This window comes from Paenibacillus sp. BGI2013 (assembly GCF_002843485.1).
Lineage (GTDB): Bacteria > Bacillota > Bacilli > Paenibacillales > Paenibacillaceae > Paenibacillus > Paenibacillus amylolyticus.
The window spans coordinates 1-15,893 of record NZ_PJFA01000001.1; the positions used below are offsets into that span (position 1 = coordinate 1).

A 15,893-nucleotide genomic window follows, 5' to 3' on the forward strand; every position below is an offset into this window, starting at 1 on the left:
AGATTACGTGTACAATTACAACTACCGACGCTTTCAAGCCAAACTCAAACAGCGCGCACCGATTGAATATCGATGCGCGCTGGCAGCATAGCTTTTTTCATCTGTCTACTTGACAGGGGTATGACCAATGTGTAGTTAGTACTTGCAAAGAAAGATGATAAAAAAGCTGTCCTGCATGTTATACTCTATTGGAATTTGAGGAATGATAAACAGGATGTTGAGAGATTAGATGATCAGAGGAGTGAATGATGCATGTTTAGCAAAGTCGGCCAGATTATGTTGTATGTCAACAATCAGGATGAATCACTGGCATTTTGGACGGAAGTTGCGGGGTTCCACATTGTGGATGAAGTAAACCTTGACGAGGGTATGAGATGGATTGAGATTGCGCCTACCCCAAATTCGCAGACGAGCATTATTCTTCATGACAAGGAGTTTGTGGAGCGGATGTCGGCGGGTGTAAATCTGGGCACACCTTCGTTAATGTTCTTCACCGAAAATCTGGATCAGTTATATGCCGACTTGGCTGGTAAACATGTAACGGTTGGAGAGATTGTCGAGATGCCAACGGGGCGTGTCTTCAACTTTGCTGATAATGAAGGAAATTACTTTGCAGTCTTGGAACGGGCAAAGTAAGTTACAACACAAAACCCCAACGATTGTAAGCGATCGACATTCATGTCGGTCGTTTTTTTGTTGGGAAAAAGCTTCTGTTTTGGAGTAGAAAAGCACAAGAAAAATAGAGAACTACTGGGTAAAAATGTTATAATAGAGTGTGGCTGATTTATTGAAAATGATGAGGAATGAAGTCGGAAATGAAAGTTTGGATGGAGCAGTTAAGGAGGAATGTGGTTGTGGAAAAGACGATTAAAAGTGTACAGGACCTATATGATATGCTCGATGCGGACTTCAGATCTGCCAAGCAATTTTGGGAACCTTTCTATGAGGATCGGAACAGACCAATACCCTTTTTCCCAAACAAACCGGATGAGAATCTGGTAGAACATGTGAACGCAGGTCTGCTGAGCTGCGGCAAGGCACTGGAACTGGGGTGTGGCCCGGGCAGAAATGCGTTGTATTTAACCCGCCAAGGATATCAGGTAGATGCTTATGATCTTTCGGAGACAGCTATTGCTTGGGCTAAAGAGAGGGCGGCAGAGGAGCAACTGGACGTGCATTTTGAATGTCGATCTGTGTTCGAATTGTCCCCAGAGCAAGAATATGATCTTGTCTACGACTCGGGTTGTCTGCACCATCTGTTGCCACATCAGCGCATTCCCTACATAGAGATGATCCACAATGCACTCCGGCCTGGAGGATACTTTGGAATGACTTGTTTTGCTCCTGGTTTTGGCGATATTGGTGGGCCTGAGATCGTTATGAATGATTGGCAGGTGTATCAAGAGAAGTCGATGCGCGGTGGTCTTGCGTTCACGGAGGAGAAGCTTCGCTACATGCTGGAAGATGGCTTTGAATGTGTGGAGTTCCGTGCAATGAAGTCGCTGGAGCAACATGAACCGTATTTTGGTGTACCTTTTCTCTGGGCCACGTTGTGGAGAAAGAAAAACTCGTAAGAATAGTGAAATAAACATGCATTGAAAATAGAGGAGGAGTGGTATCGTAATGGGAACAGAAACAGGAAAAAGACACTTTATTATTACAGGCACATCCAAAGGGATCGGTTTACAACTTGCAGAGTTATTATTGGCTAAGGGGGATTACGTTTACGGTATTTCACGCGGGGGTTCGGATCTGTCGGAATCAAGCGAGGAATGGAGCGGGCGTTACCGCCATGTTCAGTATGATCTTGCCGACCTGAATGGGATCGATGATTTGATTACACGCATATTGGACCAAATACCTTCTCAAGAAGCTGAATTCATTGGACTCATTAATAATGCAGCGATGCTGGAGCCTCTAAAACCTATCGATCAATGCAGTGCGGCAGAGATAAGTCAGAGTCTTAACATCAGCCTCGCAGCACCAATGATATTAAGTTCCTCTTTTATTCAACAAACAAATCATCTGTCCGCCAGACGTAAAATTGTCAATCTCTCATCGGGTTCGGGAAGTTATCCCGCGCCTTCAATGGCAGTGTACTGTACATCCAAGGCAGGTATGAACATGTTCACCCAATGCGTATCTTTGGAGCAAACGGGCCAACAGAACCCTGTTGAGATTATTGCTTTTGATCCGGGGATGGTGGATACGGAATTGCAGGCTGTTGCACGAGGCAAAAGTGCAGAGGAGTTCGCCCTTGCAGGTATGTTCAATCAAGTATATGAAGCAGGACAATTAAGATCGCCACGAGACGTAGCGATGCAGTTGATCGAGCGGATGGACGAAAACAGTGATGCAAGCCATGGTATACACACTGTTGAGAGCTAATATGATATACGATACTTCTTTCAGCTCGTTTTCTTACGAAGTATGGATACCTTTTGATATAAGCCCAACTTCCCTGTACACTGGAATCAGCGATCGGAAGAACGATACGTTACGGTAAAGGTGATCCTTCAACAACGGAGTCTAATTACCTTATTCAACCTTAGAAGATCAGAAACGTGGTGAAGTCTCTTGTTTAAAATTATGCTCATTGAAGACGACGAGTCGTTATTCAGTGAAATCAAGGAACGTTTGTCCCAATGGTCGTATGATGTGTATGGTGTGCAGGATTTTGGAAAGGTATTGCAGGAGTACAGCGTAATTCAGCCGCAACTGGTCATTATAGATATTCAGTTACCCCAATATGACGGGTTCCATTGGTGCCGGATCATTCGTTCGCACTCCAATGTGCCGATTATCTTTTTGTCCTCAAGGGATCATCCTGCGGATATGGTTATGTCCATGCATTTGGGTGCAGACGATTTTATCCAGAAGCCTTTTCATTTCGATGTATTGATTGCCAAGATCCAAGCGACTTTGCGGAGGGTGTATAACTATAATACAGAGCATATTGAACTTCGAACCTGGCGCGGTGCCACTATTGAGTATGTGAAAAATACACTGACCTGCGGGGATGAATCTGTCCTGTTAACGAAAAATGAGATGTTTATCCTTAAAGTGCTGGTGGAGCACAAAAATCAGATTGTTACCCGTGAGGACCTCATCCGGAGCTTGTGGGATCATGAGCATTTCGTGAGTGACAATACGCTGACGGTTAACGTTAATCGGTTACGGAAGAAACTTGAACCCATCGGCTTGGAGCGTTACATTGAAACCAAAGTAGGGCAGGGGTACATGGCAACGGAAGAGGCAGAAGCATGATCGGAAAGTACATACGAGAAAGGGCTAGTTGGTTATGGCTACTGGTAAGCATGCAACTTATTATTTTATTGGTGGCCTACCTGGACTCGTCCATTCCATTCCAATCTGTGGTGTATATCGTAGGACTGAATGTGGTTGTATGCCTTGTTTTTATCTGGGCGAGATACCTGAAAGAGACCCGTTTCTATAAAAAGTTGAGCATCTGGGATCATACCTATGATCTGGGAGAACTTGATATCGCCGAAAGTCCATATGAGCAGATTGTACATGAGGCCGTCAGTTCCCAGACACAGCGGTATCGTAAGGAGTCTTCACATCATTTTATCGCTCTGGAACAGGAGAAGGACGAGATGTTGTCCTGGATTCATGAGGTGAAGACCCCACTGACTGCGTTGCAACTGATGATCGAGCGCTTGCCAGATGACAAGTTACAGAGCCAAATGACATATGAATGGTTACGAATTCATCAGTTGCTGGATCAGCAGCTTCATCAGAAGCGTATTCCGTTTATGCATAATGATCTGTTCATCGAAGAGACGGAACTTGAACCAGTATTGAATAGCGAGATACGAGCGTTGAAATCGTGGTGCATTTCCAAAGGCATTGGCTTTGATGTGTCTTTAATGGTATCGCGCGTGCTCACAGACAGCAAATGGTTAGGCTTCATCCTCCGGCAGTTGTTGAGTAATGCGGTCAAATATAGCGATTCATCGGACATCCTCATTGAAAGTTGGGAACAGGATGGACACATCATACTCATGATTCAGGATCACGGGCGAGGGATTGAGACTCAAGATCTGCCGCGTATATTTGATAAAGGATTTACGTCCACCCGAGGCAGAATGGATGGGGCGGCTACCGGGATGGGGCTGTATCTGGTTCGTCAGGTGGTCCAGACGCTTCATATGAACATTCATGTAGAATCTTCTCTTGGCGAGGGCACAATCGTCACACTTACTTTTCCGCGAAAAAACGACATGGTGCATTTTGCAGGCGTGTGACAACAATGTCACATGCTTTTTGGTTTTGTTCGGTGAATCACACGATAACACTGCACATTCCGCCTATGATATAGACACGAGCATTTTGCAGAAGATCTAAGAGGAGTGAGTGGGATATGTGGATACTGGAAGCCAAAAAAATTCATAAAGTCTATGGTAATAAATTAAATAAACAGGAAGTGCTGAAGGGGATTGATCTTGGGGTAAGCAAGGGAGAGTTTGTTGGTATTATGGGGCCTTCGGGTTCGGGTAAAACAACGCTGCTTAATGTACTTTCCTCCATTGATCGGGTGAGCCAGGGCACGATTGATATTGAGGGCAAGGAATTCACCGGAATGAAGGAGAAACAGCTGGCTGAGTTCCGCAAACATCATCTGGGCTTTATTTTTCAGGAATACAATCTTCTGGATACCCTTACGGTGAAGGAAAATGTATTATTACCGCTCTCGATTACGAGCATTCCAAAACAGGAGGCACACCACAAGTTTGAACAGATCGCACGTGAACTGGGAATCTACGAGTTGAAAGACAAGTATCCATCTGAGATTTCAGGGGGTCAGAAGCAGCGGACTTCGGCAGCACGAGCATTTGTCCACGAGCCGAGTATCATTTTTGCGGATGAGCCGACAGGAGCGCTGGATTCCAAGTCCGCTTCGGATCTGCTCGGCAAGTTAAGTGATATGAACAGCGCACGAAAAGCGACTATTATTATGGTTACCCATGATCCGGTTGCCGCAAGTTATTGCAGCAGAGTGATCTTTATTCGAGATGGTCAGATCTACACCCAGTTGAATAAAGGAGACGAGTCACGGCAATCGTTCTTCAACGATATTATCAAAACCCAGGGCGTATTGGGTGGTGTGCAGCAATGAGCTTGAATTATATTATCTTCCGCAATCTCAGAAAAAATCTGAAGAATTATTATCTCTATGTATTTGCGCTTGTGTTCAGTGTGGCCTTGTATTTTTCCTTTGTGACGTTACAGTATGATCCTTCCATGGATGAGGTGGCTGCTTCAACAAAAGGTGCGGCGGCTATAGGCGCATCTTCGGTACTGTTAATCGTCATTGTTGGTATCTTTTTGCTCTATGCCAATACGATCTTTATCAAGCGGCGTAGCAAAGAGATTGGATTATTTCAATTGATCGGACTGACGAAAGGCAGGATTTTTGGCATTTTGAGTGCGGAGAATAGTATTCTTTATTTTGGCTCCATGGCTATCGGTGTGTTAATTGGGTTTCTTGCGTCCAAGCTGGTATTGATGATATTGTTCAAAATTCTCGGTGTGGATGCGATTACGAAACTGTACTTCTCTCCGATGGCACTGATGCAAACGGTGATTGTTTTTACGATCATGTATCTGCTCATCATGCTGATGAACTACACTTTTATCAAGAGACAGAGCATTCTCTCACTTTTTCGGGTGTCGGCCACTTCGGAGCAGCAGGTGCAGAAGATGTCTGTCGGACAGATGATTGTTGGCGTCTTGGGCATTGCTCTGATTGTGTATGGATACTTCATGTCTGCACGGCTGTTCAGCGGTGAGGCAATGGATATGCAGCAGTTGATGTATACGATGATCCTGATTCTCTTCTCGGTCATACTGGGGACATACCTGTTCTATAAGGGTTCGGTAAGTTTTATCTTTAATCTGATTCGCAAAAGTAAAAACGGATACCTATCCATTCATGAGGTGTTGTCTTTATCTTCAATCATGTTCCGCATGAAGTCCAATGCATTGCTGCTTACAATTATTACAACCGTATCGGCGCTTGCTATTGGCATGCTGTCACTCAGTTACATTTCGTATTATTCCGCAGAGGCTCAGGCGAAAGAAAGCTTGCCGGAGGATTTCTCTTTTGCTCAGGTTGATGTGAAAAATCGCTTTGTAACGGATTTGGAACACAAACAGATTCCATATGAAGAGGAGCATAGACAGCCCATTTATATTGAAATTGATGCTCATAAAGTGATGGATGAGTCCATGACGGAAAAGTACCTGTTCAGTAGTGTGTTGAGTGACAAGATGGTAGATAACATTGATCTGCAACCAGGCGAAGTGGTCTTCATGGGATACGGAAATGCCATTCAGCAGTTGATTTCCATTCAGGAGACAGGTCCAATTGTCTTGCATGGATTGAAGCGAACGCTAGACCAACAACTGATCGGAACCACCCAAAAGGGGGTTCTTCCTGGATACTATTCTGGGGGCACGCCTGTAGCGGTAGTAGATGAAACGGTATACCAGCAGTTGCGGCAGGATCTCGATCCCGAGTTGCAAAAATCCGAGTGGGCGGATTACTATGGTGTACGTATTCTGAATGAGGGGCAGGCTGAAGAGGCATATGCCGTATATAAGGAGCTACAGTTGGAAGCACCGAGCTTCTCCCAGATTGAGTTCAGAAATAACCAACGTAATAATATGGGACTGATTATGTTCATTGTTGGTTTCCTGGGTTTGACGTTCTTGATCACATCGGGATGTATCCTGTACTTTAAACAAATGAATGAGAGCGAAGAAGAGAAGGGTAATTATACCATTCTGCGAAAACTCGGATTTACACAAGGCAATCTGTTGCGTGGAATTCAGATCAAGCAGTTGTTTAACTTTGGTATTCCGCTTATGGTGGGGCTGAGTCATAGTTACTTTGCCGTGAAATCAGGTTGGTTTTTCTTTGGTACGGAGCTGGCGACACCTACGGTCATTGTCATGATAGTCTATACATTGTTATATTCGATCTTTGGTCTGTTGTCTGTGTGGTACTATAAACGGGTGATTAAGGAAGCTTTGTAGAATTGGGATCACGAGTATGCTGATATAGCAAAATAGGTTGAGTAAAGGGCAGCTGTATTGTTTACAGACTGCCCTTTTTCTTGCAGAAATAAATATAGCTTTATGAAAAAAAGGATGATTATGGAATTGAGTCGAAATGATGATAGAGTCCATGCTTCTGATTCATGTATAACGGTGAAACGAGAGGAGTGGAGTAGCGTGCCTGGAGTTCTATATGCCTCGAAGAAAGAGTTACGTGAGACGATTCGACGCACCTATGAATTGTTTGAGGGTGAGTTCAATGACATCCATAACAGCGACAGAGATAAGTGGGTTGAAGGTGTGGACAAGACGCCTGCCCAGATGATCGCCTACCAGTTAGGATGGATGAACCTGGTGATGGATTGGGAGCGAAATGAACAGTTGGGAAATGAATTCCATATGCCGGCACCAGGATATAAATGGAACCAACTAGGGTCATTAAATGAATCATTTTACGAAAAGTATTCAGGTTGTACGCTGGAGGAGTTACGCTCATTGTTTCGGGAGACAGAACAACAATGGCAGAACTGGATTGACTCCCTTAGTGAAGAGGACTTATTTGTACAAGGGATGAGACAGTGGACGGGAACAAAGCCCAGGTGGGCTATGGTGAAGTGGATCCAGATTAATTCGGTAGCTCCTTTTAAATCCTTTCGGACCCGATTACGTAAATGGAAAAAAGGTCACTTAGCCAACATGGATGAGGGGAGAATAGATGTCTAATGAATCTGGCAAATAAAATCACGTTGGCTAGAATCGCGTTGATTCCATTGTTTATGATCTGTTTTCTCAATCAGCAAAGCGTGATGATTGCACTAATTATATTTGCAGTAGCGGCAGGTACGGATAAATTGGATGGATATGTGGCGAGGAAATATAACCAAATCACGAATCTGGGAAAGTTGCTTGATCCACTGGCGGATAAACTGTTGATTGCGGTAGCGCTGGTCATGATGGTTCAGGAGAATATGATCAGTTCATGGATTGCTGTAATCATTATAGGACGTGAAATTGTCATTACTGCATTGCGAATGGTAGCGACAGAACAGGGCATTGCTCTTGCAGCGGATCGATATGGTAAGATCAAAATGGTGCTTCAGGTGGCAGCGATCATTGCCATTTTGTTGAATAATGTTCCGTTTAGTTTGTTGACTGATATCAGAGTGGATGTGGCATTACTATGGGTTGCAACAGGCGTTACTCTCTTATCCGGAATGAATTACATTATCGTAAATTATAAACTGTTGAGATAAAAGGAGTGATTAGGAGATGTCCCCAATAAATATTAATCCAAGTACTTCAGAGGATTCAGAGTATGTTCGCCAGCAACTTATCGCATTTAATGCTGCACATGTGAGCGAGGAATTAAGGCATCGGTACGAAGAACTGAATTTCAATATCAAAAATGAGACCGGCGAGATTGTTGCAGGTGTGCTTAGCACACTTTGCTGGAACTGGCTGGAGGTTGATATTCTTTGGGTGGATTCTGAACAACGGCATCGGGGATATGGTTCACAGTTGTTGCTTGAAGTTGAGCGAATTGCGCGAGAGAAATCTTGTGATTTTGTCATGTTGAACACCTTCTCCTATCAAGCACCGGAATTTTACAAGAAACATGGCTACCAATTGATCACAACGATCAAGAATGCACCGACTGGACACAGTCATTATTATTTTAAAAAGGACCTCACTTAAGACAGACAAAGCATACGAAATAGGAAAAATCAGGAGGGTTATGATGGTTACCATTAAAGGAATCGAACTTGAAGATTTACCGGCACTAAGCCAGCTATACAATGAGTTGATGGGAATGCCTACCAATGAACAGCAGATGAAAAAGATGTTTCATTACATACAGCAGAATGGCCATTATCATGTGCTTGGGGCATTTTACAATGGCAAACTGGTTGGGTCCGTTATGGGGGTTGAGTGTATGGATCTGGTAGGGCCATGCAAACCGTTCATGGTTGTGGAGAATGTGATTGTATCGGATCAGGTACGCAGGCAGGGCATTGGGCAGAGGTTAATGCTCCAGATTGAGCGGATTGCAAAAGATATGGGTTGTGGTTACATGATTCTGGTGTCTGGCGATCAGCGTAAGGAAGCACATATATTTTATGAGAAGTTAGGTTTCAAGGATGAGAAGGTTCAGGGTTACCGAAAGCATCTTTAACAGACAGTTCAAGTGAAAATTTCTTACACAAGTGGAAGGATTACTTAAGGAACACGGCGAATAAGGCATAGTCTTAACAAAAGAAACGAATAAGAGGGAGGCACTCTCGTGTTCAAAAAATGGGCTAATGTTTTCATGGTTCTGAGCCTGGTATTCGCCGTATGTTCCCCAACCTCCTATGCTGCCGCCAAAACGGTAAAGGTAACCGTGACGCTGGTGAGCGCAGAGCTTGTCGAGAATAACTCTGTCGGTAATGAGTGGGCCATCGGAGCAAGTGTGAACGGCAAAGATCTGGAAGAGGGTTCGTCAGTCACCTTAAACCTGAAATCCACGGGTACGTTGAAACTGGAGGCCATCGCCGAAGAACAGGACAAAATTCCCGATTACGGGGATAAAAGCACCAACGTCAAACTATCTTCGTTCTCCAAATCAACCAACAAGACACTTTCCGTGGTGGTGACCGAGAACAGAGGCCGATATTCTGGTAACACAGCGACTTGGGCGTTCAAGTTTAAGATTAGCAAGAAGTGAATAGGAACCAACCGTGAGAAAAGGGAGCTGAGCTCTCTTTTTTTATGCGTAAATAATTGGTGATCTAAAGTAAGGCGACGTTTCGAGCCACGCTAATCTTTGTTAAACTAATGAGAACAACAGTATAGAAATAAAAGATGTATTTTCAAAAAAAAGTACATAGGAGGTTAACACAATTATGCGTATCGTAGATAACATTAAAGTCTGGGGGGAGCCGCTGGAGAACGCCGTAAGTCAGGCGGTGACTTGCTCGCAATATGGAGATGTATTGGGTGTGGCTCTGATGGCCGACCATCACAAAGGTTACTCGCAACCCATCGGTGGTGTTGTCGCTTATCGGAATATGATCAGTCCGTCAGGTGTCGGATATGATATTGCCTGTGGCAACAAGGCTGTGCGCACAAATCTGATGTGGGACGATATTCGGGATCGGATTGTAACGATCATGGATGACATTAATTCGACCATTTCTTTCGGCGTGGGTCGTAACAATCCAACACCCGTGGATCATGAACTGTTTGACGACGCGAGCTGGAAGCTGTTTGATACCATTGAACCGGGATTACAACATAAGCTGAAGACACTTGCACGCAACCAACTCGGAACCGTAGGCAGTGGCAATCATTTCGTGGATATTTTTGTAGAAGATGCAACGGGAAAGGTGTGGATCGCAAATCATTTTGGCAGCCGCGGGTTCGGTCATAAAGTGGCGAGTGGGTTCCTTAACCTTGCGGCAGGACGTCAGTTCAGTGGCAAAGCGCCTGGCGAATCCATGGATCAACCGCCTACGTTGTTTGATCTGAACAGCGAAATGGGTGATATGTATTGGGATGGAATGACTTTGGCGGGCCGATACGCCTATGCAGGACGTGACTATGTCATTGAACAGGTGCTCGGAATTCTGGGGGCAAGTGCTGAATACGCCGTACATAACCATCACAACTTTGCCTGGAAGGAACAACACATGGGTGAAGAGGTAGTTGTGGTTCGCAAAGGTGCAACGCCACTGGCACCCGGGCAACTCGGTTTTGTCGGAGGGAGTATGGGTGATATCTCGGTAATTGTGGAGGGGATCCACAGCGAGGAGAATACCGAGTCATTCCGCAGCACCGTACATGGGGCAGGGCGCAAGATGAGCCGAACCCAGGCGGCTGGCAAAATGAATTACAAGTTGCGCACACGCATGGGTGGCGAGATCAGCGAAGCACAGATGCATGAGGCGATTCGTGCCTATGGTGTCGAACTGCGGGGAGCGGGCACAGACGAAAGTCCGTTTGTGTACAAGAAACTGCAAGACGTGCTGAACGCACATGCGAATACGCTGAAAATCAACCATGTGTTGCGTCCCGTTGGTGTCGCCATGGCCGGAGGTAATGAATTCGATCCGTACAAGGATTAGTCATATATGTTCAACTGAACATTTACACGATAACGGAGAGGGCAGAAATAACTTGAAGAAGCGGAGCGTTCGCCTAAAAGCTTTCTAAAAGAAAGCTACATCGGAAGCATACGCTATCACCGGATTTCCCCTTTCAAAAAAAGGAATAAAAAAATCTGGGGATAACAGCGATCGGAAAGTTATTCTGCCATCGGAGTGCCAGTGTAAATATTCATTAGTTGAACTATATATAGAGAGGGTGAACTTCATGAGAAATTGTGCGATATATAGCTCTCAGTTTGACCTGGATCAGCTGTATGAACTGGTTCAATCCATTTACCCCGAGGGTACGATTGAACGCCGGGAAGACAAGACCCATATTCAAGTGACTCAGAAAAAATGGCTCAGTAAGAAAACCAAAGGCTTTAATATCATGACCAGCCAGACACATCCTGAGGAATTTACGACAATGATTCAGGGGATGCTTGGATTTTTGGGTCAGATTAAAGGGCGCAATGCTTCGCTACAGGAAAAGGTATTGATCAAATGTTCCACATTGAACATGGTGGTTGGTATTGAGACGGAAGAGGATATCTCGGAAGAATTCTTCGGCGAGTTATTACGGTTGGCTGATGCGCTGGATGCTGTTATCTTCTGGGGAGGTGGATCTCTGCTGAACGCACAAGGTAAGCTATTGCTGGATGTGAATGGAGAATCTGAGGTAGAGGATTACACGGTGACAGCGCACACCAGTTTCCTTGACGGTGACAGCCCCCAGTCGGAGTCTGGCATTCAACGTAAAGCGCGTTCAGAGCAACTGTTGACTGAACAAGGCATTCCGTATAATGCGCACTTGCCCGCAAGGGCCGGAGATGAGCACACCACGATTCGGAGTAAAGAGGAAGTTGCGCGCCGTGCGGTTGCCCTATGTCTTGCCGCGCTTAAGGGTGAGTGTCTGGGAGCCGGCGAAAGTGCGGATGATACCGCAGCACTGGTTCAGGAAGTGATCGACAAGTATGAGGCTGACTCCTTTTTCTCACCCGTAGAGAAGAGGTTTATCGACCAGTACGGAGCAGAGCAGCAGGAGATTATTTCCTTCTCTTGGGGATATGAAGCCTACCACGTAATGTTATGGGCGCTTGGTTATGTGAAGGAACTGGCTGCACCAACGGAGTTGTGTAACGTAGGGAAGGATGTCGGTTATTTGCAACAGAAGGATAGTTTTACCGACTTTCTCTCCGATGCATCTCTGCGTAACAAGAGCGAGATTCTGGATGAAGCAGATCTGATCTACCGTTATAACTGGGTGTGCGTGGATAGTCGTGTGAATGACAAAACACCTCCAGCTGGCCTGAATGGTGGAGTGGCTTATGAACGTCACCGTGCATTGAACTGGCTGATCTGTTATCTGGATCTGGCGTGGGATGATGTGCGTACAGATACGTAGAACGGGATGATGTGACGGCCTATTGTAAATAAACAATAAACATTACACAACATACAACAATGCAAATACCCCTTTAGCCGCACAAATACGGTTAAAGGGTATTTGATATTCTGCCATATTACCCACTATGTCTGCCAAACTGTTCACGGATAATGACGTCAGCAAGAATTAATTTTTTCTCGACGTTGCTCTCTGGATTCGCAATGCGCCATAACATCTGATCCACTGCACGCGCACCGAGCAACTCCTTGTTCACATTAACTGTGGCAAGTAATGGGATATTGTCGTATAGATTATCAAATCCCGTGACAACACACTGATCGGGTACACGAATACCCATACTCTCAAGGGCTTCTATGGTGTATAGCCCATAGAAATCATTCGCACATACAAACACTTCAGGCAGGTTATCCTCACTGATCACCGAAGTGAACGTCTGGCGGAACTCATCCAATGCCTGATTACTCAGCTCGGGAATCTGATGTATTTCCATCCCATGACCCATAAGCACAGAAGTATACGCAATCCAGCGTTCATAGAAGCTATGAGCATCCCCGATATTGCCAACGAACTGGAATGTTTTGAAACCCTTGCGGAGCAAATAGAGCATGATCTCTCGCATGGATGCAAAGTTATCGGTGAATATGCTGTCACTGTGAAAAACAGGGTCCAGATGATCCACCATCACAACCGGAATACTGAGCCGTTTGATTTCAAGCAGAATCGGGGTCGAGATAGAGCCAACGGTAATGATCCCTCGAATGGCATCCGGGTTGAGTAGGGTAAATAGCTGGTCTGCTGAGGGTTCCGTTAAGGTCAGAATATTAATCCCTTTTTGGTTCAGCTTGGAAGAGATCCCGTTAAAGACGGGGCCCCAGTATACGGAGTCTTGATTTTGGTACCGAACATTGGGGAACAAAATCAAGATCGTTCCGCTTGAACGTGTGTTCTTTGGTTCCTGAAGTTCATGGCTGTTATACAGTTCACCAGACAACATGCTGTTATCTTTGAAATATCCAAGTTTGCCAGCGGCCTTGAGAATGACATCCCTCGTTTGATCGCTAACTCCCGATTTTCCAGACAAAGCTCGTGACACCGCGAATTTCGACAAACCCGTAAAATGTGCAATCTCCTGAATTGTTACCTTTGTCTTCATCATACCATCCTTACACTCGTAGTTCTGCCGTATTCCTTATTTGGAGCGATATCCAACTGATCCCGGGGCGTATCTTATAACTCCGAAAGGAGCAGATTTTGCCGAATTTTCGTTCCAGGCCAGGAACTTTTTCGCAGGCGTACCGGGGTACGTCAAGAGAAAGTGACGCAGCAGGGGGCGAAAAGGCGGTGAAAGATGCCCTTAAGTGAGATTTAAGACACGCCCTAGTATAACATGATGTATTTCTCTTAATCTAATAACGGACAGAGAATTCAAAATGTTAGTGATGCACAGTATTTTAGGATGAACGTTCAACGTGACGGTAAGCATATTTTCAGATAGTATGACGAAAATTGTCTGCTTAATTATTATTTTGTTATTTTATAAAAATAACAAAATAAACAAAGTTAGAATCATGGTTTAATATGTTTGTACTTAGAGTCCAGGATATTGAATAAGCTGTGATACAGGCATTTTACAGCTTAATCAGAATTTTATCAGAGAAATTAGAAAATGTTAACAACAAAAATGTTGACGCTTACATTTTGCTGTGTTAAATTTTGTTTGTCAAAAACAAACAAGAAAATAACAAATGGTGGTGGTTGTTTATTTTCGATTGGTTGATGAATGGGGTTAATGATTTAGGGTGAACCATGATTGGTATACACATTCGGGGAGGTTGTTAAAATCATGATGAGAAGATGGAATGTTCTGCCTCTGATGTTATTGGCCGTGATGCTTTTTGTATCCGCTTGCAGTGGTGGGGGGACAGCGCAGACGGGGACCGAAGCAGAGGGAACAACGAACTCAGGTAACAGCACCGAGGTCGCTGAGACAGAGAAAGAGGGCGAAGCGGAAGAAGCTGTGCTTAATGTGCCTGATCTGGGTGGGCGTGTCATCAAGGTCGCGGCCTGGTGGGACTTGAAACCGGCGGGAGAGACGGCCTCCGATAAGGCCAGACTTGATAAAATTGCAGAGGTCGAGAAGAAATACAACGTAAAACTGGAGTTTGTTAACGTACCTTTTGAAGAATACATGAACAAATTCACAACGTCTGCACTGGCTGGCGAACCGTTCGCCGACATCGTTCAGATGGAGTACAAATCCGCATTACCCGCCATCCTCAAAGGGCAACTATTGCCCATCTCCGAATTCACTACACCTGAGAATAACATCAACCAAGAGGCTAACCTGATTGCAAAATTTCCTGCCATTGCAGGCAACGAATATGCCTTCGAATCTCCAACCAGCATTGGTCTGGGACTTCACTATAACCGTGACTTGTTCAAAAAATTATCTTTGCCTGATCCTCAAGAACTGTATAACCAAGGCAAATGGGATTGGGACAAATTCATGGAACTTGCCAAACAGGCAACCAAAGATACCAATAACGACGGCAAAACTGACGTATACGGATTTTCTGGCTGGGCGCTTGATGTCGTTCGTCATTTTACCGCAGCCAATGGTGGAACGATCGTGGATGATACCAATAGCAAAGAAGGATTGTCCGATCCGAAAACGATTGAAGCTGCCGAATTCGTCAAACGCCTGTATAACGTGGAAAATGTCGTGAAGGTCAAAACCGGCGACAAAACCAATTGGGAGGAAAGCAATACGTTCAAAGATGGAGATGTAGCTCTGTTCACCGCTGCTGAATGGCAGTTGGGCGATCTCACCTTTGCTGTTGGTGTTGTGCCGATTCCGAACGGGCCACAGGGTAGCAAAGGGGTAACGTATGCAAACAATGCAGCATCAGCGAAGTTCATTCCAAAAGGTGTGGAAGATCCAAAGATCGTCTACCAAATCTATGAAGAGACCTTCGACATCCCGCAGATTGAAGAGTATCCAGGTCAAGATTATCTGGAGAGTCGTTATACCGACGAGAAGGATATTGCGATCATTCGCGAGCACATCGCTGGAACCGGCCGCATCTTGCTGGATGATGCCTACACAGGATACCCTTTCGGGGATTATGTGAACGATATCATCAAAAACAATGCTTCCGTGACAGCAACAGCCGAGAAATACAAGGCACAGGCACAAGCTGCAATTGATAAACTCGGCAAACAATAACAACACTTATCACCAGCAAACGATTCAGGCAGGGGGGCTCGTGTCGGCAATG

General features: G+C 45.0%; 16 protein-coding genes. 15 read left to right on the forward strand and 1 reads right to left on the reverse strand.

The genetic code is table 11. The features are described from left to right. Positions 1-252 precede the first annotated feature (252 nt). From CXK86_RS00010 to CXK86_RS00075, 14 genes are all read left to right on the forward strand, one after another. Positions 253-636, forward strand: a complete 384-nt coding sequence (locus tag CXK86_RS00010; RefSeq protein ID WP_036610305.1) for a VOC family protein — start codon at positions 253-255, stop codon at positions 634-636. Between the two features lie 191 nt (positions 637-827). Continuing rightward, the gene (locus tag CXK86_RS00015) at positions 828-1,574 is read left to right on the forward strand and encodes a class I SAM-dependent methyltransferase (RefSeq protein WP_180361719.1); all 747 of its coding nucleotides are present in this window, start codon (positions 828-830) and stop codon (positions 1,572-1,574) included. A gap of 49 nt (positions 1,575-1,623) precedes the next feature. Beyond that, positions 1,624-2,388: an SDR family NAD(P)-dependent oxidoreductase gene (locus CXK86_RS00020; protein ID WP_101313280.1), complete on the forward strand. Its 765-nt coding sequence runs from the start codon at positions 1,624-1,626 to the stop codon at positions 2,386-2,388. A 189-nt stretch (positions 2,389-2,577) separates the two neighbouring features. Then, positions 2,578-3,267 carry a response regulator transcription factor gene (locus CXK86_RS00025; RefSeq protein ID WP_036610298.1) on the forward strand — a complete coding sequence of 230 codons (690 nt, stop codon included), beginning with the start codon at positions 2,578-2,580 and terminating at the stop codon, positions 3,265-3,267. Further along, the gene (locus tag CXK86_RS00030; RefSeq protein ID WP_101313281.1) at positions 3,264-4,268 is read left to right on the forward strand and encodes a sensor histidine kinase; all 1,005 of its coding nucleotides are present in this window, start codon (positions 3,264-3,266) and stop codon (positions 4,266-4,268) included. Before CXK86_RS00025 ends, CXK86_RS00030 begins: the two co-directional genes overlap by 4 nt. A gap of 116 nt (positions 4,269-4,384) precedes the next feature. Then, the gene (locus CXK86_RS00035; RefSeq protein ID WP_076327097.1) at positions 4,385-5,140 is read left to right on the forward strand and encodes an ABC transporter ATP-binding protein; all 756 of its coding nucleotides are present in this window, start codon (positions 4,385-4,387) and stop codon (positions 5,138-5,140) included. Next, a complete protein-coding gene (locus tag CXK86_RS00040) occupies positions 5,137-7,062 on the forward strand; it encodes an ABC transporter permease (RefSeq protein ID WP_101313282.1) in 1,926 nt (641 codons plus the stop codon). Before CXK86_RS00035 ends, CXK86_RS00040 begins: the two co-directional genes overlap by 4 nt. Before the next feature lie 198 nt (positions 7,063-7,260). After that, entirely contained in the window at positions 7,261-7,806 is a 546-nt protein-coding gene (locus CXK86_RS00045; protein ID WP_101313283.1) for a ClbS/DfsB family four-helix bundle protein, read from the forward strand. Continuing rightward, positions 7,806-8,336, forward strand: a complete 531-nt coding sequence (gene pgsA / locus CXK86_RS00050) for a CDP-diacylglycerol--glycerol-3-phosphate 3-phosphatidyltransferase (RefSeq protein WP_036610288.1) — start codon at positions 7,806-7,808, stop codon at positions 8,334-8,336. Before CXK86_RS00045 ends, pgsA begins: the two co-directional genes overlap by 1 nt. Before the next feature lie 16 nt (positions 8,337-8,352). Further along, complete coding sequence (locus CXK86_RS00055; protein ID WP_101313284.1) at positions 8,353-8,778, forward strand: GNAT family N-acetyltransferase; 426 nt, start codon at positions 8,353-8,355, stop codon at positions 8,776-8,778. A gap of 43 nt (positions 8,779-8,821) precedes the next feature. Then, entirely contained in the window at positions 8,822-9,256 is a 435-nt protein-coding gene (locus CXK86_RS00060; protein WP_076318268.1) for a GNAT family N-acetyltransferase, read from the forward strand. Positions 9,257-9,364: 108 nt separating this feature from the next. Then, complete coding sequence (locus CXK86_RS00065) at positions 9,365-9,787, forward strand: hypothetical protein (RefSeq protein WP_076318269.1); 423 nt, start codon at positions 9,365-9,367, stop codon at positions 9,785-9,787. 178 nt (positions 9,788-9,965) lie between these two features. Next, on the forward strand, positions 9,966-11,186 hold the full coding sequence (locus CXK86_RS00070) for an RtcB family protein (protein WP_101313285.1): 1,221 nt from the start codon (positions 9,966-9,968) through the stop codon (positions 11,184-11,186). A gap of 247 nt (positions 11,187-11,433) precedes the next feature. Beyond that, complete coding sequence (locus tag CXK86_RS00075; protein ID WP_101313286.1) at positions 11,434-12,612, forward strand: DUF4272 domain-containing protein; 1,179 nt, start codon at positions 11,434-11,436, stop codon at positions 12,610-12,612. Between the two features lie 118 nt (positions 12,613-12,730). Here CXK86_RS00075 and CXK86_RS00080 read toward each other — a convergent pair whose 3' ends face one another. Next, the gene (locus CXK86_RS00080) at positions 12,731-13,768 is read right to left on the reverse strand and encodes a LacI family DNA-binding transcriptional regulator (RefSeq protein ID WP_017689723.1); all 1,038 of its coding nucleotides are present in this window, start codon (positions 13,766-13,768) and stop codon (positions 12,731-12,733) included. Between the two features lie 693 nt (positions 13,769-14,461). Here CXK86_RS00080 and CXK86_RS00085 point away from each other — a divergent pair. Next, complete coding sequence (locus CXK86_RS00085; RefSeq protein ID WP_101313473.1) at positions 14,462-15,841, forward strand: ABC transporter substrate-binding protein; 1,380 nt, start codon at positions 14,462-14,464, stop codon at positions 15,839-15,841. Positions 15,842-15,893: the final 52 nt, after the last annotated feature.